This is a genomic window from Citrobacter sp. RHBSTW-00986, assembly GCF_013783065.1.
GTDB classification, from domain to species: Bacteria; Pseudomonadota; Gammaproteobacteria; order Enterobacterales; family Enterobacteriaceae; genus Citrobacter; species Citrobacter braakii.
Map to the genome: position 1 here is coordinate 4,528,000 of NZ_CP056200.1, position 19,212 is coordinate 4,547,211.

General features: G+C 53.2%; 18 protein-coding genes and 1 pseudogene. 6 read left to right on the forward strand and 13 right to left on the reverse strand.

Features of this window, described 5'->3' with window-relative positions; translation table 11 throughout:
- Positions 1-161: 161 nt before the first annotated feature.
- From pspG to HV345_RS21835, 3 genes are all read right to left on the reverse strand, one after another.
- The gene (pspG, locus tag HV345_RS21825; protein WP_016155352.1) at positions 162-404 is read right to left on the reverse strand and encodes an envelope stress response protein PspG; all 243 of its coding nucleotides are present in this window, start codon (positions 402-404) and stop codon (positions 162-164) included.
- A gap of 133 nt (positions 405-537) precedes the next feature.
- Positions 538-1,536: a tRNA dihydrouridine(20/20a) synthase DusA gene (gene dusA, locus HV345_RS21830; protein ID WP_137367691.1), complete on the reverse strand. Its 999-nt coding sequence runs from the start codon at positions 1,534-1,536 to the stop codon at positions 538-540.
- A 107-nt stretch (positions 1,537-1,643) separates the two neighbouring features.
- Positions 1,644-2,132, reverse strand: coding sequence for a cupin domain-containing protein (locus tag HV345_RS21835; RefSeq protein ID WP_016155350.1), 489 nt, complete (start codon positions 2,130-2,132; stop codon positions 1,644-1,646).
- A gap of 115 nt (positions 2,133-2,247) precedes the next feature.
- On the opposite strand from HV345_RS21835, the gene zur reads away from it, so the two are divergent.
- Positions 2,248-2,766 (forward strand): zinc uptake transcriptional repressor Zur, encoded by a 519-nt coding sequence (zur, locus tag HV345_RS21840; protein ID WP_003031709.1) that lies wholly within the window; start codon positions 2,248-2,250, stop codon positions 2,764-2,766.
- A 48-nt stretch (positions 2,767-2,814) separates the two neighbouring features.
- Here the strand turns inward: zur and HV345_RS21845 are convergent, their stop codons facing one another.
- From HV345_RS21845 to HV345_RS21860, 4 genes are all read right to left on the reverse strand, one after another.
- Positions 2,815-3,024 carry a CsbD family protein gene (locus HV345_RS21845; protein WP_019077869.1) on the reverse strand — a complete coding sequence of 70 codons (210 nt, stop codon included), beginning with the start codon at positions 3,022-3,024 and terminating at the stop codon, positions 2,815-2,817.
- Between the two features lie 135 nt (positions 3,025-3,159).
- Positions 3,160-4,479 carry an MATE family efflux transporter DinF gene (dinF, locus tag HV345_RS21850; protein WP_049041229.1) on the reverse strand — a complete coding sequence of 440 codons (1,320 nt, stop codon included), beginning with the start codon at positions 4,477-4,479 and terminating at the stop codon, positions 3,160-3,162.
- 134 nt (positions 4,480-4,613) lie between these two features.
- Entirely contained in the window at positions 4,614-5,222 is a 609-nt protein-coding gene (gene lexA, locus HV345_RS21855) for a transcriptional repressor LexA (protein ID WP_003826596.1), read from the reverse strand.
- 109 nt (positions 5,223-5,331) lie between these two features.
- Positions 5,332-5,700, reverse strand: coding sequence for a diacylglycerol kinase (locus HV345_RS21860; protein ID WP_003826594.1), 369 nt, complete (start codon positions 5,698-5,700; stop codon positions 5,332-5,334).
- Positions 5,701-5,871: 171 nt separating this feature from the next.
- Between HV345_RS21860 and plsB the strand changes: the two genes are divergently transcribed.
- A complete protein-coding gene (plsB, locus tag HV345_RS21865) occupies positions 5,872-8,292 on the forward strand; it encodes a glycerol-3-phosphate 1-O-acyltransferase PlsB (RefSeq protein WP_016155442.1) in 2,421 nt (806 codons plus the stop codon).
- Positions 8,293-8,352: 60 nt separating this feature from the next.
- Here plsB and ubiA read toward each other — a convergent pair whose 3' ends face one another.
- From ubiA to malK, 5 genes are all read right to left on the reverse strand, one after another.
- Positions 8,353-9,225: a 4-hydroxybenzoate octaprenyltransferase gene (gene ubiA, locus HV345_RS21870; protein WP_003826589.1), complete on the reverse strand. Its 873-nt coding sequence runs from the start codon at positions 9,223-9,225 to the stop codon at positions 8,353-8,355.
- Positions 9,226-9,238: 13 nt separating this feature from the next.
- The gene (gene ubiC, locus HV345_RS21875) at positions 9,239-9,736 is read right to left on the reverse strand and encodes a chorismate lyase (RefSeq protein ID WP_016155346.1); all 498 of its coding nucleotides are present in this window, start codon (positions 9,734-9,736) and stop codon (positions 9,239-9,241) included.
- A 180-nt stretch (positions 9,737-9,916) separates the two neighbouring features.
- Positions 9,917-10,864, reverse strand: coding sequence for a maltose operon protein MalM (gene malM / locus HV345_RS21880; RefSeq protein ID WP_016155345.1), 948 nt, complete (start codon positions 10,862-10,864; stop codon positions 9,917-9,919).
- Positions 10,865-10,977: 113 nt separating this feature from the next.
- Positions 10,978-12,336, reverse strand: coding sequence for a maltoporin (locus HV345_RS21885; RefSeq protein WP_181636049.1), 1,359 nt, complete (start codon positions 12,334-12,336; stop codon positions 10,978-10,980).
- Positions 12,337-12,512: 176 nt separating this feature from the next.
- Entirely contained in the window at positions 12,513-13,622 is a 1,110-nt protein-coding gene (gene malK / locus HV345_RS21890) for a maltose/maltodextrin ABC transporter ATP-binding protein MalK (RefSeq protein ID WP_016155343.1), read from the reverse strand.
- Positions 13,623-13,981: 359 nt separating this feature from the next.
- Between malK and malE the strand changes: the two genes are divergently transcribed.
- The 3 genes from malE to malG all read left to right on the forward strand — a co-directional run bounded on the left by malE (position 13,982) and on the right by malG (position 17,809).
- The gene (malE, locus tag HV345_RS21895; protein ID WP_016155342.1) at positions 13,982-15,172 is read left to right on the forward strand and encodes a maltose/maltodextrin ABC transporter substrate-binding protein MalE; all 1,191 of its coding nucleotides are present in this window, start codon (positions 13,982-13,984) and stop codon (positions 15,170-15,172) included.
- 187 nt (positions 15,173-15,359) lie between these two features.
- Entirely contained in the window at positions 15,360-16,904 is a 1,545-nt protein-coding gene (malF, locus tag HV345_RS21900) for a maltose ABC transporter permease MalF (protein ID WP_181636050.1), read from the forward strand.
- Positions 16,905-16,918: 14 nt separating this feature from the next.
- Entirely contained in the window at positions 16,919-17,809 is an 891-nt protein-coding gene (gene malG, locus HV345_RS21905; protein ID WP_016155340.1) for a maltose ABC transporter permease MalG, read from the forward strand.
- 382 nt (positions 17,810-18,191) lie between these two features.
- Here malG and psiE read toward each other — a convergent pair whose 3' ends face one another.
- Complete coding sequence (gene psiE, locus HV345_RS21910) at positions 18,192-18,602, reverse strand: phosphate-starvation-inducible protein PsiE (RefSeq protein WP_003031674.1); 411 nt, start codon at positions 18,600-18,602, stop codon at positions 18,192-18,194.
- A 138-nt stretch (positions 18,603-18,740) separates the two neighbouring features.
- Between psiE and HV345_RS21915 the strand changes: the two are divergent.
- Positions 18,741-19,193, forward strand: a pseudogene (locus HV345_RS21915) (acyltransferase).
- Positions 19,194-19,212: the final 19 nt, after the last annotated feature.

Sequence of the window (19,212 nt, forward strand, 5' to 3'; positions counted from 1 at the left end):
AATTAGGGCTTCCCGTAGGAAGCCCTTTCTTTTTTTAGTTCGGCTGTATGTAGGGTACAGCTCGATGAATTCGTTAACCTGGCAATAGTGACAGATTTGATAATCAATTCCTATTTGCTTCTAAAGGCAATGTTGCAGGTTGTGACACACCGCTCAATACCTTAGTAAAATCGGCGGTTATTGCGCTGATACTGTGGGACTTTTGGCGCTTTTATCGCCTTGATAACCCACACCACGGCAACGGCCAATAACAGCCAGGGCAACAGTTTAATCATCAACGCAAATAGTCCGCCCAAAAACATCACCACAGTGGCTACCACCAATGCGGCCAGCACTCCCAGCAAAGATACGCCGGTGACCATCAGCATGATAAAAAATCCAATCACAAAAAGTAGTTCCAGCATGGCTCTCTCCCGAAATGAAATACTCTCCACAGCTTTACAAGAAACATGCCAAAATTAATATATTGATTTATAAAGCAAACGCCCCGCGACGAAGCGCAGGGCGTGGTGAAATTCACTAACTTTTGGCGAAAACTTAACGTTTGTCTGCCACCAGCTTCAGCGCATGTTCCAGAACCTCAATATCTGCCCCGGCTTTATGCGCATTTTCGCTCAGATAGCGACGCCACTGCCGTGCCCCTGGAATCCCCTGAAACAGTCCCAGCATATGGCGCGTGACATGCCCCAAATAGGTTCCTTTACTCAGTTCACGCTCAATATACGGATACATCGCACGCACTACGGCGACCGGATCGGCATCTTCGCTGGTGACAGCAAAAATCTCGCGGTCAACGGACGCCAGAATGCCTGGGTTTTGATAAGCTTCGCGCCCCACCATCACGCCATCCATATGTTGCAGATGGATTTTCGCTTCTTCCAGCGATTTTATGCCACCGTTGATCGACATCGTCAGATGCGGAAAATCGCGCTTTAGCTGATAAACACGGTCATAATCCAGCGGTGGGATTTCGCGGTTTTCTTTCGGGCTTAGCCCGGACAGCCAGGCCTTACGGGCGTGGATGATAAACATCTCACATTCACCGTTACCGGAGACCGTGTTGATGAAATCGCACAGGAATTCGTAGCTGTCCTGGTCATCAATACCGATACGGGTTTTCACCGTTACCGGAATCGATACCACATCGCGCATCGCTTTGACGCAATCAGCGACCAGTTGCGCATTCCCCATCAGACAGGCACCAAACATTCCATTCTGTACACGGTCGGAAGGGCAACCCACGTTGAGGTTAATTTCGTCATAGCCCCGTTGTTCAGCAAGCTTTGCGCACTGCGCCAGCGCAGCCGGATCGCTCCCGCCCAGTTGCAAAGCGACCGGATGTTCTTCTTCGCTATACGCCAGATAATCGCCTTTACCATGAATGATCGCGCCGGTGGTTACCATCTCCGTATAGAGCAGCGTCTGGCGGGACAGTAAGCGCAAAAAGTAGCGGCAATGTCTGTCCGTCCAGTCGAGCATCGGCGCAATAGAAAAACGATGAGCGGGAAAAGCGGTAGACTGAGATTCAGGCAGCATGGCGAATATTCAAGCATCCGGTTAAAAAAGGGGCGCTACTATAGCATAGACCGTTACGATAGTGAGCCACATCCTCGCGGTTCCCCCTCCCTGCTCCCCGACAAGCGCTATTTACGCCCCGGTTTTCCGTCGTGAGATCCAAAAAACTGCGGCGGATGGTCGACCCAACGGTCCTCACGCGTGGCGGCATAAACCGGATTAAGCGGATAATAAATACGATTGTATTTTTTGTTTGCCTCACCCACGACCAACAGACGTACCTCTTCACTGGTGTTATTGATAAAGGTGTGACACACGCCGGTGCCCGCCGGGAAACCGACGCTGTCGCCCGGTTCCAGCTTCCATAAATAACCGTTAATCCAGGCTTCAGGATATCCTTCCAGCACATAGATAAACTCTTCCTCATCGCTTTCAGCGTGCGGATACGAGGTGCGTCGGCCCGGCGGCAGGCGCTCATGATGAATGCCGAGTCGCCCTAACCCCAGCTTGCGGGCAAGCGGCGCACCTATGGAAAACAGCTCATCGCTGTCGGGATAGGTGGAGTCATCAGCCCCCTCAACTTCACGCCAGTGACGAATACAATCGGGTCTTTTCATGATTATTTTCCAGTATTGCGATGGGTCAGGTATAGCACACCGTGGTGGATCTCGGTGTTTTAAACAGAACATGTTAAAGTAAGGGATTAACCTTGCACGCAAATCGAGGCGCCAAATGGACAAAACCACCACGCAGGAGTTATTGGCTCAAGCTGAAAAACTCTGTGCGCAACGCAACGTACGGCTTACGCCACAACGCCTCGAAGTGCTGCGCCTGATGAGCCTGCAGGAAGGCGCAATCAGCGCTTACGACCTACTCGACCTGTTGCGGGAAACCGAGCCGCAGGCCAAGCCGCCGACCGTGTATCGTGCGCTCGATTTTCTGCTGGAACAAGGGTTTGTGCACAAGGTGGAATCCACCAACAGCTATGTGCTTTGCCATCTGTTCGATCAGCCAACTCACAGTTCCGCAATGTTCATTTGCGACCGCTGTGGTGTGGTAAAAGAAGAGTGCGCGGAAGGCGTGGAAGACATCATGCATACGCTGGCAGCAAAAATGGGTTTTGCCCTGCGACATAACGTTATTGAAGCCCATGGACTGTGCCCGGCCTGTGTGGAGGTTGAGTCATGTCGTCACCCTGGCGAATGCCAGCATGACCATACGATTCAGGTGAAGAAGAAAGTTGGGCGTTAAGCGGGTGGGAGAGCGTACATCCTTGTACTCTCAGGAGGGAAGGGTTAATTACCAGCGGTAATCATTACGTTTTTCCCAATCGGTCACTTCTTTCTCCGCCTGATCTTTCGCGTAACCGTAACGCTCCTGGACTTTACCGACCAGTTGGTCACGTTTACCTTCAATGACCGTCATATCATCATCGGTCAGTTTGCCCCATTGCTCTTTCACTTTACCTTTAAACTGCTTCCAGTTACCGCCGACTTCGTCTTTATTCATCATCAAGTCCTCATCGTTAGGTTGTGAATAGCGAGAGTGCCATGTCCAGACACATGCTGTTTTTGCTGGACGTGAGAATAAGTGTAGTCAGGGATTCTGGGTTTTATTTACTATTCGGAATTTTTAACCATCCGCTCAGGCAAACCAGGTTCCATTACGCCAGTGACGCCGCCAGATAAAGGCCAGGGACAGCCCACGCAGCGCGAGAAAAACGGTTAACGCCAGCCACAAACCATGATTTCCCAGCAACGGTAAAGCCAGTAGCGTTAATGCGAACCCTGCTGCGGCAACGGCCATACTGTTGCGCATTTCTGCAGCCCGTGTCGCTCCAATAAACATACCGTCGAGCAGATAACACCACACTCCCACTAGCGGCAAAACCACCTGCCAGAAAAGATAGCGATCGGCCAAAAGTTGGATTTGCGGCAGCGAGGTCAGCAGCGCAACAATCTGCTCGCCAAACAGGGCATAAACCAGCGAAAACAGAATAGCCACAATACCGGACTGTCGACAGGCCGCCCGCCAGACATCAAGCAACTGGCTGCCATCCCTCGCCCCATAGGCCTGACCCGAATGCGCTTCCACGGCATAGGCAAATCCATCCAGCGCGTAGGCGGTAAACGTCAGCAGAGTCATCAGAACGGCGTTAACCGCGATGATGTCGCCTCCCAAACGCGCGCCCAGAACCGTAATGGCCCCAAAGCAGAGCTGTAGCAGCAGCGAACGCAGCATGATGTCGCGGTTGAGCGCCAGCAAACGACGGAAGTTACCACGCCACGCCAGCTTCAACATTGCCAGCGAAATTCCACGCATATGCAGGACTTTGCGTACCATCATCAGGCCAATCAGCAGCGTGGCATATTCGGCAATCACCGTCGCTAACGCCGCCCCCTGCACGTTCATATGCAGGCCCATTACCAGCCATAAATCGAGCACAATGTTGAGAATATTGCCGACAATCAACAGGATAACTGGCGCGCGCGCATACTGAACGCCAAGCAACCAGCCGAGCAGCACCAGATTCGCCAGCGACGCAGGTGCGCTTAACCAGCGGATTTCCAGGAAACGTCGGGCCTGCTCCAGTACCGCCTCACTTCCGCCGACAATATGCAGAGCCAGATCGATAATCGGCGTACGAAACAGTGCGATAAGCAGCCCCGCGCCCAGCGCCAGCAATAGCGGCTGCACCAACGCGCGCGCCAGCGCCTGCGGATTTTTCGCGCCAAATGCCTGCGCGGTAAGGCCGGTGGTACTCATGCGCAAAAAAAGTAGCAGCATAAAGAGAAAGCTGGTCGCCGTGGCGCCAACAGCAACGCCGCCAAGATAGACCGGACTGTCCAGATGACCAATCACCGCGGTGTCCACCAGTCCCAACAGGGGAACGGTGATATTGGAGAAGATCATCGGTAAGGCGAGGTGCCAGAGTGCTTTATCAGAAGAGGTAAAGAAAGGCATACAGGAGAGCCTGAGAAGAAGTTAGATGTACTGAAAAAAGATGCTGTGTAGGCCCGGTAAGCGTAGCGCTACCGGGCAAGTTGCCGGAAAGCGACGTAAACGTCTTATCCGGCCTACAGGGAATCAACAGAAAATTACAGCCATTCACCGTTACGAATGACGCCTACCGCCAACCCTTCAATAGTGAAGTTTTGCTCGCGCAGGTCGACAACAATAGGTTTAAATTCGCTGTTTTCTGGCAGGAGTTCAACCTTGTTGCCCTGCTTTTTCAGGCGCTTGACGGTGACTTCGTCGTCGATACGGGCAACAACGACCTGACCGTTACGCACATCCTGAGTTTTATGCACAGCCAGTAAATCACCGTCCATAATACCGATGTCTTTCATCGACATACCGCTAACGCGCAGCAGAAAATCGGCGTTCGGTTTGAACAGTGAAGGATCGACCTGATAATGGCCTTCGATGTGCTGCTGCGCCAGCAGTGGCTCGCCTGCCGCTACGCGTCCGACAAGCGGTAACCCTTCTTCTTCTTCCTGCAGCAGTCGAATACCGCGCGATGCGCCGGATACAATTTCAAGGACGCCTTTACGCGCAAGCGCTTTCAGGTGTTCTTCAGCGGCGTTTGGGGAACGGAACCCCAAACGCTGCGCGATCTCCGCACGCGTCGGTGGCATACCTGTCTGGCTGATGTGATCCCTAATGAGATCAAACACCTCTTGCTGCCTGGCCGTTAACGCTTTCATTCCGCCCCCTGGGTGTATATACAGTTATGCTGTGAGTATATACAGCTAAAGGTGATTTTGGAACCGCAAACTGCACAAAAAACAGGAGATTTATGCAGTTGTGGAATCTTTATCGCAAATGCGACCACAACAGGATGCCCCAGGTGATCAGAGCGACAAAAATAGACAGCAATACCGCCGCCGAGCCCATATCTTTCGCCCGACCGGAAAGTTCGTGATACTCAGAGCCAATACGGTCAACCACCGCCTCAATCGCACTGTTGAGGATTTCAACGATCATCACCAGCATCACGGAACCAATCAACAGCACGCGGGTAATGGCGTCAACGTCCAGCCAGCAGGCGATGGCTACGCCCAACAGTACGGCAACGCTTTCCTGACGGAATGCCGCCTCATTGATCCATGCGGCGCGAAAACCTTTCCAGGAATAGCCTGCAGCTTTGATAATTCGGGTGAATCCAGTGGTATTATTGGCCATCAAAAAGAACCTTTTTACATTATTAGCGTCAATGTCATTGTAACGTTACCCCGTTTGTTTCAGGGTGTGGCAAAGCAGCGCGAAGTATGACCGGATACACCAGAAATTCACTAAACTTTCTGATATCCTTGCAGCGCATTTGCATTATTAACCAGAGGCTTTACATCGTTTATGTCCGGCTGGCCACGAATTTACTACAAATTACTGAATTTACCATTAAGCGTCCTGGTAAAAAGCAAGTCTATTCCGGCAGAACCTGCCCCGGAATTGGGGCTCGATACTTCGCGTCCCATTATGTACGTCCTACCGTACAATTCAAAAGCAGACTTGCTGACGCTGCGTGCCCAATGTCTGGTGCACGATCTCCCGGATCCCCTGGAACCGCTGGAGATAGACGGAACTCTGCTGCCGCGCTACGTGTTTATTCACGGCGGCCCGCGCGTGTTCACCTATTACACGCCGAAAGAAGAGTCCATTAAGCTGTTCCATAACTATCTCGACTTGCATCGCAGCAATCCAGACCTGGATGTGCAAATGGTGCCGGTTTCGGTGATGTTTGGCCGTGCGCCTGGGCGTGAAAAAGGCGAGGTCAATCCGCCGCTGCGCATGCTGAACGGCGTACAGAAATTCTTTGCTGTGTCCTGGCTGGGTCGCGACAGTTTTGTCCGCTTCTCCCCGTCGGTCTCCCTGCGTCGCATGGCGGACGAACACGGTACGGATAAAATCATCGCTCAGAAACTGGCTCGCGTGGCGCGCATGCACTTTGCTCGTCAGCGTCTGGCCGCAGTCGGCCCGCGCCTCCCTGCCCGCCAGGACCTGTTTAATAAGCTGCTGGCCTCAAAAGCTATCGCTCGCGCGGTAGAAGATGAAGCGCGCAGTAAAAAAATCTCCCACGAAAAAGCGCAGCAAAATGCCATTGCGCTGATGGAAGAGATTGCCGCCAACTTCTCCTACGAGATGATTCGTCTGACAGACCGTATTCTGGGCTTTACCTGGAACCGTCTGTATCAGGGGATTAACGTTCACAATGCGGAGCGTGTACGTCAGTTGGCGCACGATGGGCACGAAATCGTCTATGTTCCGTGCCACCGCAGCCATATGGACTATATGCTGCTGTCGTACGTTCTGTACCACCAGGGGCTGGTTCCGCCGCACATCGCTGCCGGTATCAACCTGAACTTCTGGCCAGCAGGTCCGATTTTCCGTCGTCTGGGCGCGTTCTTTATTCGTCGTACCTTCAAGGGCAACAAGCTCTATTCCACCGTTTTCCGCGAATACCTGGGCGAGTTGTTCAGCCGCGGCTACTCGGTTGAATACTTTGTCGAAGGAGGCCGTTCACGTACCGGGCGTCTGCTCGACCCGAAAACCGGCACGCTATCGATGACCATTCAGGCGATGCTGCGCGGCGGTACGCGTCCGATTACCCTCGTCCCCATCTACATCGGCTACGAGCACGTAATGGAAGTGGGCACGTACGCGAAAGAGCTGCGTGGCGCGACGAAAGAGAAAGAGAGTTTGCCGCAAATGCTGCGTGGCTTGAGCAAGCTGCGTAATCTGGGCCAGGGTTATGTCAACTTTGGCGAACCGATGCCATTGATGACTTACCTCAACCAGCATGTACCGGAGTGGCGTGAATCGATCGATCCGATCGAGTCCATCCGCCCAGCCTGGCTGACGCCGACGGTGAATAGCATTGCCGCCGATCTGATGGTACGCATTAACAATGCAGGCGCGGCCAATGCCATGAACCTGTGCTGTACCGCGCTGTTGGCCTCCCGCCAGCGCTCTCTGACCCGTGAGCAACTGACTGAACAGCTCGACTGCTATCTGAGTCTGCTGCGTAACGTGCCGTACGCGGCAGATTGTACGGTTCCTGCGCAGAGCGCCAGTGAATTGATCGACCATGCCTTACAGATGAATAAGTTTGAGGTCGAGAAAGACACCATCGGTGACATCATCATTCTGCCGCGCGAGCAGGCGGTATTGATGACGTATTACCGCAACAACATTGCGCATATGCTGGTTCTGCCTTCGTTGATGGCAGCCATTGTGACTCAGCATCGTCGTATTTCACGCGCCGCGCTACAGCAGCATATTGATGCGCTGTACCCGATGCTGAAAGCAGAGCTGTTCTTACGTTGGGAGCGTGATGAACTCGCCGGAGTGATTGACGAACTGGCCAGCGAAATGCAGCGCCAGGGACTGATCGCCCTGAACGATGACGAACTGCATATCAATCCGGCCCGCTCCCGTACGCTACAGCTGTTGGCGGCGGGTGCTCGCGAGACGTTGCAACGCTACGCCATTACCTTCTGGCTGCTGAGCGCGAACCCGTCTATCAACCGTGGCACGCTGGAGAAAGAGAGCCGTACCGTGGCGCAACGCCTCTCCGTACTGCACGGCATTAACGCGCCGGAATTCTTCGATAAAGCCGTGTTCAGCTCTCTGGTGCTGACGCTGCGTGACGAGGGATTCATCAGCGATACCGGAGATGCCGAACCGGAAGAGACGATGAAGATCTATCAGATGTTGGCCGAACTGGTCACGTCAGATGTGCGTCTGACCATCGAGAGCGCCACACAGGGCGAGTAAGCATAAAAAAACCGGTCGAAATGAAATGACCGGTTTTTTATTTTGCAGGCTAAGCCAAACTCAAAAATGCCAGTAGCTCATCGCCAGCCCTAAGAACAGCACCAGACCGACGTAGTTATTGTTCATAAACGCTTTAAAACAGGCATCACGCTCGCGATTGACGATCAGTTTCTGCTGATATACAAACAGCGCGCCAGCCACCAGCAGAGACCAGTAATAACCCAGTCCCAGCCCGTTTAGCCAACCCACCAGCGCCATCAGCACCAGTACGCCCACCTGCAGGATACCAATGATCAGCTTGTCGTTTTGACCGAACAGAATCGCGGTCGATTTAATGCCGATCTTCAGGTCATCATCGCGGTCAACCATCGCATACTGCGTGTCGTAGGCCACCGCCCAGAGAATATTGGCGAGGAACATCAGCCAGCAGCTCAGCGGTACGGACTCGCTCACGGCGGCGAACGCCATCGGGATCGACCAGCCAAACGCCGCCCCCAGCACCACCTGCGGCAGGTGCGTATAGCGCTTCATGAACGGGTAAACCCACGCCAACGCTAACGCCGCAACGGACAACAAAATGGTCATCGTGTTGAGCGTCAAAACCAGCAGGAAGGCCAGCAGTACCAATACGACGAACAGCGTTCGGGCCTCTTTTTCAGTGACGGCCCCGCTCGGCAACGGGCGATTTGCGGTGCGTTTAACATGTCCGTCAAATTTCCTGTCGGCATAATCATTCACCACGCAGCCGGCGGCGCGCATTAACCAAACGCCAGCGACAAAAACCGCCAGGATCCACAATTGCGGCATGCCTGGGGTTGCCACCCACAATGCCCACAGCGTAGGCCAGAGCAGCAGTAAGGCACCGATTGGCTTATCCGTACGCATCAAGCGGTGAAATGCCAGCAGCTTATTCTGCGTCAGACTCCACTCCATCTTTATCTTCCTCTCAGTACAACGGCGATGCAGGTAGAAAAAGCTCGGTAAGCATCAGCGGCTTACCGCTCAGCCGCAGGCGGGAACGGCGCCCCCACAGCGCTGCATCGCGGCCAATCTCAATAAAATCTCGGGTCAATGTCGATGATGTAAACAGGTAACGTCCGAGCGGGGTTTTCCCCAGATTTTGTAAGGCCAGCTCAGGGCCGCACAAGGTTGATTCAGGCACCACGGTCCGCCCGGCAAGCCAGGGTTCACCATCCGCGCATAACAGGATCTCACGTAACCAATAACGGGACTCTTTAGGCAGCAGCGGCAGCTCTTCAGGCACCTCATTTTGCCCAACGAATGCTTCGCGAATCAACGTTACGGTGACCTGTTTTCCCTGCTGCTCAAAACGTTTAGTCATGGAATCTTCCAGTAACAACCAGTCGAGCAGTTGGGCGTCCAGCGCCGGGATCGCATCAAAATAACGCAGCGCACGCAGTTGCGTTAACGCAGGGTGTGGCATGCCTTACTCTCCGATTTATAACTTGAAGGCATTGTATCGCAGAAAATGCATTACGGGGTGAGCAAACACAATTAAGTGATCGCCAGAGCAACATAAGTGTAACAATTAGCACCGAAGGATAAAAAAAGGTGCGCCAGGAGACGCACCAGTTGTTGCAAAATCAACAATGCGGGGCGATGTTTACCCCTTGCCTTTTACACTGCTGATAAAGGTGGATCGGGCAGATTTGGATCCCAGACGCTCAGCTTCATCAAGCAGCTTCAGCGCTTTATCGACATCGCCTTTCGCAACGGCATCCTTAATGCCCTGGTTAAAATAACTTTCCGTGTCGTTCAGCATCGGCTCACTTTTCTTCACCGGTTGTGGCGCTGGAGCCGCAACGGCTGCTGCCGGAGCCGCATAGGTCACAGCTGGCGCGGCGGTATTGCCCACCGTGACAGGACCAGGGCCGGATGAGCCAAACAGCGGCCCGACCAAAACACTGGAGGAGGAGCTGGTTTTGACTTTCAGTTTCAGTAAACCGTCGGTGGTATGACGGGCGATCGGGTCTGGAATATCCGGAATAGCGTTACCTACGCCCTTGGCATAGGCTTTTGCCGGGTCAAGCAGGGTTGTGGTCTGCTGGAGATCTTTATCAGTGGTAAAGACCAAAACATAGAGTTTTTGCTGACCCAGCGCTGGCGTCAGACGCATTACCCCTTCCAGACGATCGGCACTCATCACGCCGGGCTCCTGGTAGGTAAAATAGCTGCTGGGGAAGAACGCAGATGGCGTCATGTTTTGGTCAAGAATTAATACGTTTGGCGCAAATACGCTGGTTTGTTTATTCACTTCACTGGACAGCGTCAGAGTGAGCTCGCCAATATTCGCCGGGACGCTATACGCAGCGACCGGGCCGGTAATACCGGCGACATCCAGACGCTGACCCGCTGTCGCAAGCGGCGAAGACTGGGTTTTGGATTGATCAACAGGCGTCCAGGTTAACTGCTGCAGCGCCGCAGTGGGAATAGATGGGGCCGCGGTGGTGTTCTGCGGAACAATATTCACATCGGCCAGGCTGATGCCAGGTGCGCTGGCAAATAACCCTGCAGATAAACAAAGGGCAACGAGACTTTTCTTCATTTTCATTGTTATCACCTCAGATAGCATGGGTTCAGCGGTGGCCAGGCAATAGCGCGCTAAACCGTAATCAAGAGGGGCTTGCGCCCCTCTTTCGGTCTTTACGTCAGGTTAGTGCTGAATTACCACCAGATTTCCATCTGGGCACCGAAGGACCACTCATCGTTGTCGCCACGGCTGGTTGTGCTGAGACCAGAGTTCGTTGCCGCTGCGAATTTGGTTACGTCGTTACCCTTTTTGATGTAACCCCACTCTTCATCCCATTTTGCATAGGTTGCGAAGACGCGGATTGCCGGACGAGACCAGATGCTGTCACCCGCCTGCCATTGTTGGGCCAGGGTGATTTTGTACTGGCTGTTGCGATCGCTGGTCTGCTGAGATTTGACGTTGTCGTAACCGACTTCCAGCAGGGTGCTCATGATTGGCGTCCATTTATACATCGGGCGAATACCAACGGTGTACCATTCGGTCCCCAGGTCGTTATCCATGTCGAGGTTCTGGTACATACCGACGTACATCAGGTCCCACTTGTCGCCCAGGGAGATTGCACCGTGGTCCAGCACGCGGAACAGGCTACCGTTGTTATTCACAACATTGTTGGCATAGTTGGTTTTAACGCCAGTAACGGGATCTTCAATGGTCGTAGTGGAAGAACCATAAGAACCCTGGTTCAGGCCTTTGCCCTGGGTGGTCATGGAATCTGTGGCGTACTGAACGACAAACTTGTTGTAGCCCTTCAGCATGCTCTGGGTATGTTCAGCGGTGAACATCCAACCATCTTTAGATGCGCCGTCCGCCAGCCTGTAATCGTCGGTGGTATTCGCGCGACCATAGTCAACGCCCAGTTCCAACATCCCATCCGGGTTAGTTGCCAACTGCGCTAAACGAACGTCAAATACATCGTTCGCGGTGTCTTTGGTACGATCATAGATATTCTGGCTGCTGAAAGCGTATGAACCACCCGCTTCCTGTGAACGGCTCGCCGCCAAAGACAGTTTACCGAAGCCCAGATCGATGTTTTCAATACCGGCGCCAGGACCTGAAATATCCCAGTAGTAGAAGTCGATCATGTGTACGTCATGACGCTGGTAGAAGCGCTTACCGGCCCAGATAGTGGAGCCTGGCAGCCATTCGATCAGGTTTTTACCCTGCACGTTTGCTTCACGGAATGCCGGGTCTGTGCCTTCCCAGTCATTCTGCTGTGCGACGGAGTAAGCAACGTTGGTGTCGAAGTAGAAGCTCTTATCGCCTTCTTTCCACACTTCCTGACCTAATTTGATTTCCGCATAGGTTTCACATTCGTTACCAAGACGGTATTTACTTTGTGCACCGGTTGCCTGGAAACACTGTTGTTCACCGCCACTCCCTGTCCAGCCAATACCGGAACGAGCGTAACCGTGGAAATCTACAGCCATTGCCTGAACAGACATAATGCCTGCTGCTACAGCAACCGCCAGAGGGAGTTTGCGCAGAGTAATCATCGTTCTATCTCCTGAGATCATTGCTTTTCTTTAAACGCGTCCCCCTTCGGGCTGCCTCTTTGTTGGCTGCGTTCTTTCACCCCAGTCGCGTACTCTTTGTACACTCCCGGGGATTCATTTACTTGCCGCCTCGATGTAGCTTCGAATGGCTTTGCGTTTCGTTTTTTATGGGGACCTTAAACGCCCGGCTCTTGATGCAACCGACGACATGCAGTGCCATCCTCACGGAACAGATGGCAACGCTCTGGCGGCAGGCCGATAGCGAATGTGGCACCCTCTTCTACCAACACCACGTCATTCTGGCGGTAAACCAGGTTTTGACGGATGGCGGGGATCTGGATATGAATTTGAGTTTCGTGACCAAGCTGCTCGACCACCTGCACTTCACCTTCGAGGGTGACATCGGCGATATCGCTGGGCAGCAGATGTTCCGGGCGGATACCTAAAGACATGTTGGCACCAACCTGTACCGCATGGCTGTCCACTGGTAGCCATATTTGCTGGCGGTTGGGTAGTTCAACCTGCACCTGATCGATGGCCGTCCCGGTGACTTTCACCGGCAGGAAGTTCATCTTCGGCGACCCAATAAAGCCCGCCACAAAGCGGTCGGCCGGATAGTGGTATAGCTCCAGCGGTTTGCCGACCTGCGCCACGCGACCAGCATCCAGCACCACAATTTTGTCGGCCAGCGTCATCGCTTCGACCTGATCGTGGGTGACGTAAATCATCGTGCGGCCAAGACGTTTATGCAGGCGGGAGATTTCAATACGCATTTGCACACGCAGAGCGGCGTCGAGGTTCGACAACGGTTCATCCAGCAGGAATACGCGCGGCTCGGCAACCAGCGTTCGGCCAATCGCCACACGCTGACGTTGTCCGCCGGAAAGCGCTTTCGGTTTACGCTCCAGCAGGTGCGCCAGTTGCAGAACTTCCGCGACCTGATTCACGCGCTGATTCATCACCTCTTTTTTTGCGCCAGCCAGTTTGAGGCCAAACGACATGTTTTCTGCGACGGATAAATGGGGATACAACGCGTAGGACTGAAAGACCATGCCCACGCCGCGTTCGGCGGGGGGAATGTCGTTCATCCGGGTCTCCCCGATAAACAGGTCACCACTGGTGATGGTTTCAAGTCCAGCGATCATACGCAGCAAGGTCGACTTACCGCAGCCTGACGGTCCGACAAACACCACGAATTCCCCTTCGTGAATGTCGAGATTGATATCTTTCGATACCACCACGTCACCCCAGGCTTTCGTTACATTTCGCAGCTGTACGCTCGCCATGCCCTTCTCCCTTCGTTACAACCTGTCATCGACAGCAACATTCATGATGGGCTGACTATGCGTGATCCCTTGACTGCGTGAATCCTCCACCCCCGGCTTTTTTATGGGGGAGGAGGCGGGAGGATGAGAGAACAGCGTCTGAGACCCGGGCCGTACGCCGCGGAGGAATTTCGTGATGCAGCCTGCAAAAATCAGTGGGTTTTTATGTGCGCCAGTACGCAATACTCACATTTATGTAACACAGATCACATAAAGAGCGGGTGGGGCGTAGGGGTAAGGAGGATGGAAAGAGGTTGTCGTATAAAGAAACTAGTAACCGTTAAGCCACCTCTGCAAAATCACCAAACAGGATGGGAACTATGAAAATCAAAACTGGCGCACGCATCCTCGCATTGTCTGCATTAACGACGATGATGTTTTCCGCCTCGGCTCTCGCCAAGATTGAAGAAGGTAAGCTGGTTATCTGGATTAACGGCGACAAAGGCTATAACGGCCTCGCTGAAGTGGGCAAAAAATTCGAGAAAGACACTGGTATCAAAGTCACCATTGAGCACCCGGACAAACTGGAAGAGAAGTTCCCACAGGTTGCCGCGACTGGCGATGGCCCGGACATCATCTTCTGGGCACATGACCGTTTTGGCGGCTACGCTCAGTCTGGCCTGTTGGCTGAAATCACCCCAGATAAAGCGTTCCAGGACAAACTCTATCCGTTCACCTGGGATGCCGTACGCTATAACGGCAAACTGATTGCCTACCCGATCGCGGTTGAAGCGCTGTCGCTGATTTACAACAAAGACCTCGTTCCGAACCCGCCAAAAACCTGGGAAGAAATTCCTGCGCTGGATAAAGAGCTGAAGGCGAAAGGAAAATCCGCGCTGATGTTCAACCTGCAAGAACCGTACTTCACCTGGCCGCTGATTGCCGCCGACGGCGGTTACGCGTTCAAGTTTGAAAACGGCAAGTACGACGTGAAAGACGTGGGCGTGGACAACGCGGGCGCAAAAGCGGGTCTGACCTTCCTGGTTGATCTGATCAAGAACAAACACATGAACGCGGATACCGATTACTCCATCGCCGAAGCGGCCTTTAACAAAGGTGACACCGCGATGACCATCAACGGTCCGTGGGCGTGGTCCAACATCGATAAGAGCAAGGTGAATTACGGCGTTGCCCTGCTGCCAACCTTCAAGGGTAAACCGTCCAAACCGTTCGTGGGCGTTCTGAGCGCAGGTATCAACGCTGCCAGCCCGAACAAAGAACTGGCAAAAGAGTTCCTCGAAAACTACCTGCTGACCGATCAGGGTCTGGATGAAGTGAATAAGGACAAACCGCTGGGCGCGGTTGCGCTGAAATCCTTCCAGGATCAGTTAGCGAAAGACCCGCGTATCGCGGCCACCATGGATAACGCCCAGAAAGGCGAGATCATGCCGAACATCCCGCAGATGTCCGCATTCTGGTATGCCGTTCGTACCGCAGTGATCAACGCTGCCAGCGGCCGTCAGACCGTCGATGCCGCGCTGAAAGATGCACAAGGTCGTATCACCAAGTAATACGGTTTCCCTTATTTCTTAGGGAATCAGGTTTATTGAATACGTTGTTACGCGAAATCACTCGCGCTACATCGAGGCGGCAAGGAGGCAAATCCCCAGGAGCTTACATAAGTAAGTGACTGGGGTGAGCTTCCGCAGCCAACAAAGAGGTAGTGCGAAGGATAAAGCGTAAAGAGGATTGATCCCCATGGATGTCATTAAAAAGAAACACTGGTGGCAAAGCGACCGGCTGAAATGGTCAGTGATGGGTCTGCTTGGGCTGCTGGTCGGTTACCTTGTTGTTTTGATGTATGCTCAGGGGGAGTACCTGTTTGCCATCATGACGCTGATTTTAAGCTCTGCTGGCCTGTATATTTTTGCTAACCGTAAAGCCTACGCCTGGCGCTATGTTTACCCAGGCGTTGCAGGGATGGGGCTGTTTGTCCTGTTTCCGCTAATTTGTACTATCGCAATTGCCTTTACCAACTACAGCAGCACCAACCAACTGACCTTTGAACGTGCTCAGGAAGTCCTGATGGACCGTTCTTATCAGGCGGGGAAAACCTACAACTTCGGCCTGTATCCGGCGGGTACGGAGTGGCAACTGGCCCTCACCGACGGAGAAACCGGCAAGAATTATCTCTCCGACGCCTTTAAATTTGGCGGCGAACAGAAACTGCAGTTGAAAGAAGCCGAGGCGCTGCCAACGGGCGAACGTGCGACGCTGCGTATCATCACGCAAAATCGCCAGGCGTTAACCCAACTCACCGCCATCCTGCCGGATGAAAGCAAAGTGATTATGAGTTCACTGCGCCAGTTTTCCGGCACGCAGCCACTCTATACGCTCGCTGATGACGGCACGCTCACCAACAGCCAAAGCGGCGTAAAATACCGCGCCAACAACGATATTGGTTATTATCAGGCAATTAACGCTGACGGTAGCTGGGGTAACGAAAAACTCAGCCCAGGCTATACCGTTGCCATCGGTTGGGACAACTTCACCCGCGTATTTACCGACGAAGGCATTCAGAAACCGTTCTTCGCCATCTTTGTCTGGACGGTGGTCTTCTCCGTTCTGACCGTGATCCTCACCGTGGCCGTGGGGATGGTACTAGCCTGTCTCGTACAGTGGGAGTCTCTCAAAGGCAAAGCGATTTACCGTGTCCTGCTGATTCTGCCGTATGCCGTACCGTCGTTTATTTCGATTCTGATTTTCAAAGGACTGTTCAACCAGAGCTTCGGTGAAATCAACATGATGCTGAGCGCACTGTTTGGCATCAAACCGGCCTGGTTCAGCGACCCAACCACCGCGCGTTCGATGATTATTATCGTCAACACCTGGCTTGGTTACCCGTACATGATGATCCTGTGCATGGGTCTGCTTAAAGCGATCCCTGACGACCTGTATGAAGCGTCGGCGATGGATGGTGCAGGTCCGTTCCAGAACTTCTTTAAGATTACGTTGCCACTGCTGATTAAGCCGCTGACGCCGCTGATGATCGCCAGCTTCGCCTTTAACTTTAACAACTTCGTGCTGATTCAACTGTTGACCAACGGTGGTCCAGACCGTCTTGGTACCACCACGCCAGCAGGCTATACCGACCTGCTCGTGAGCTACACCTACCGTATCGCCTTCGAAGGCGGCGGTGGTCAGGACTTCGGTCTGGCGGCGGCGATTGCCACGCTGATCTTCCTGCTGGTCGGTGCGCTGGCCATCGTGAACCTGAAAGCCACGCGTATGAAGTTTGATTAAGGGAGACAACGAACATGGCTATGGTACAACCCAAATCTCAGAAACTGCGTCTCTTAACAACGCACTTGCTGCTGCTGATTTTCATTGCAGCGATCATGTTCCCGCTGCTGATGGTTATCGCTATCTCGCTGCGTGAAGGTAACTTTGCCACCGGCAGCCTGATCCCGGAAAACATCTCCTGGGAACACTGGAAACTGGCGCTGGGCTTTAGCGTTGAGCATGCGGATGGCCGCGTGACGCCGCCGCCGTTCCCGGTGCTGTTATGGCTGTGGAACTCGGTGAAAGTAGCCACCATTACCGCGATCGGTATCGTGACGCTTTCCACCACCTGCGCTTACGCCTTTGCCCGTATGCGTTTCCCGGGCAAAGCAACCCTGCTGAAAGGGATGCTGATATTCCAGATGTTCCCGGCGGTGCTGTCTCTGGTCGCGTTGTATGCTTTGTTTGACCGCCTGGGCCAGTACATTCCGTTTATTGGTCTGAACACTCACGGTGGCGTGATCTTCGCCTATCTCGGCGGTATTGCGCTGCATGTGTGGACGATTAAGGGCTATTTCGAAACCATCGACGGTTCGCTGGAAGAAGCGGCCGCGCTGGATGGCGCAACGCCATGGCAGGCATTCCGCCTGGTGTTGCTGCCGCTTTCCGTTCCGATTCTGGCGGTCGTGTTTATTCTGTCTTTCATTGCCGCGATTACCGAAGTACCGGTCGCATCACTGCTGCTGCGTGATGTGAACAGCTATACCCTTGCGGTAGGTATGCAGCAGTACCTCAATCCACAGAACTATTTGTGGGGCGACTTTGCCGCCGCAGCTGTACTTTCAGCCATTCCGATCACTCTGGTGTTCCTGCTGGCACAGCGCTGGCTGGTCAACGGACTGACGGCGGGTGGTGTGAAAGGTTAAGTTTTACCGAAGTAACTGCCCGGCAACGGGCAATGCCACTGCAACCCTCAACTTATGTTATCCCAACCTGTGACTGTTATTCGGCGCTCTACGGAGCGCCCTTTTTTTATGTTATTTTGCATTACGCTTACGATTATTTCCTTTCGTGCCCCCATCACTGCAATTCAATTTTTCGCCTGAAACTCGACAAATTAAACAGAATTAGTTTGGCGCAGGCGTTATCGCCATCGGCGTGATCAACCTTAGCTTTACCGTATTGGCGATCATGACGGTGGATAAATTTGAAGAACTGTGGGAACCCGCGGCGGAGAAAACCCAGCCGGCCTCTGCGCAGTAATTTTTACCCAAAACACGCCGCAGCCCAATTGCGGCGTGTTGTCTTTTACTCTCGCTTCAGCCGTTTGGAATTACACAGCCACAGGGTGATCACCAGCAGCAGGATCGCCGCAGAATAGATCAGAACATCCATCGGCGCTTTATGATCGACAATGATCAGCCGCACAATCGCAGTGATCCCGATATAGACAAAGTAGCGCAGCGGAAAGTGAAAACCTGACTGAAAGTACTTCACAATCAGCGCGATAAATTCAAAGTAGAGAAAGTAAACCACCAGCCCTTCCACCAGTTCATACTTGCTGGTTTGTTCCGGCGCGAACAGCACATCCGCCAGATGCAGCGTTTCTTTCCCGAGGAATACGACCAGAATCAGGCCCAGACTCAGCAACCCCAGATTCAACACGGTCTGTAAAATAGTGGAGATAAACTCCACGCGTGGACGAGATAGCGACGTCATAACAGCACCTCTTACTCAGTGGCGAGGTTCCTGTATAACGCAAAAATGTGACAGAGATCTACATTTTTTGTTTATATTTTGTGCAAGAAAGGTCAGCAGGGAATGATGTATGTCACGACACATTTCACAGGATGAATTATGCAGCTAAGACAATCCGCTGTTCGCAACGTTACCTGCGGTGAGAACGTGGTGATCTATGAACCCGCAAATCTCTACGACTGCACATTGGGGGACAACGTTTTTGTCGGACCATTTGTTGAAATCCAGGGTAATACGCAGATTGGCGCAGACAGCAAAATTTAGTCGCACACCTTCATCTGCGAATATGTCACCCTCGGCGCTCGCTGTTTTATCGGTCACGGCGTGATGTTCGCCAACGATATGTTTCGCGAAGGAAAACCCAATGCCGACCGCAATAGTTGGGGACGTATTACGATTGGCGACGATGTCTCGATCGGCAGCGGAGCGACCATTCTGGCGGTCACTATCTGCGATGGCGCGGTCGTCGGCGCGGGAAGCGTGGTGACCAAATCGATCACCGAGAAAGGCGTGTATGCGGGAAATCCGGCAAAATTATTACGTCGTTTATAGAGCCGGATAAGCGCAGGTC

Coding starts and splice junctions, on each gene's coding strand:
- pspG (WP_016155352.1), bottom strand. CDS start 404: ATGCTGGAACTACTTTTTGTGATTGGATTTTTTATCATGCTGATGGTC.
- dusA (WP_137367691.1), bottom strand. CDS start 1,536: ATGCTGCCTGAATCTCAGTCTACCGCTTTTCCCGCTCATCGTTTTTCT.
- HV345_RS21835 (WP_016155350.1), bottom strand. CDS start 2,132: ATGAAAAGACCCGATTGTATTCGTCACTGGCGTGAAGTTGAGGGGGCT.
- zur (WP_003031709.1), top strand. CDS start 2,248: ATGGACAAAACCACCACGCAGGAGTTATTGGCTCAAGCTGAAAAACTC.
- HV345_RS21845 (WP_019077869.1), bottom strand. CDS start 3,024: ATGAATAAAGACGAAGTCGGCGGTAACTGGAAGCAGTTTAAAGGTAAA.
- dinF (WP_049041229.1), bottom strand. CDS start 4,479: ATGCCTTTCTTTACCTCTTCTGATAAAGCACTCTGGCACCTCGCCTTA.
- lexA (WP_003826596.1), bottom strand. CDS start 5,222: ATGAAAGCGTTAACGGCCAGGCAGCAAGAGGTGTTTGATCTCATTAGG.
- HV345_RS21860 (WP_003826594.1), bottom strand. CDS start 5,700: ATGGCCAATAATACCACTGGATTCACCCGAATTATCAAAGCTGCAGGC.
- plsB (WP_016155442.1), top strand. CDS start 5,872: ATGTCCGGCTGGCCACGAATTTACTACAAATTACTGAATTTACCATTA.
- ubiA (WP_003826589.1), bottom strand. CDS start 9,225: ATGGAGTGGAGTCTGACGCAGAATAAGCTGCTGGCATTTCACCGCTTG.
- ubiC (WP_016155346.1), bottom strand. CDS start 9,736: ATGCCACACCCTGCGTTAACGCAACTGCGTGCGCTGCGTTATTTTGAT.
- malM (WP_016155345.1), bottom strand. CDS start 10,864: ATGAAAATGAAGAAAAGTCTCGTTGCCCTTTGTTTATCTGCAGGGTTA.
- HV345_RS21885 (WP_181636049.1), bottom strand. CDS start 12,336: ATGATTACTCTGCGCAAACTCCCTCTGGCGGTTGCTGTAGCAGCAGGC.
- malK (WP_016155343.1), bottom strand. CDS start 13,622: ATGGCGAGCGTACAGCTGCGAAATGTAACGAAAGCCTGGGGTGACGTG.
- malE (WP_016155342.1), top strand. CDS start 13,982: ATGAAAATCAAAACTGGCGCACGCATCCTCGCATTGTCTGCATTAACG.
- malF (WP_181636050.1), top strand. CDS start 15,360: ATGGATGTCATTAAAAAGAAACACTGGTGGCAAAGCGACCGGCTGAAA.
- malG (WP_016155340.1), top strand. CDS start 16,919: ATGGCTATGGTACAACCCAAATCTCAGAAACTGCGTCTCTTAACAACG.
- psiE (WP_003031674.1), bottom strand. CDS start 18,602: ATGACGTCGCTATCTCGTCCACGCGTGGAGTTTATCTCCACTATTTTA.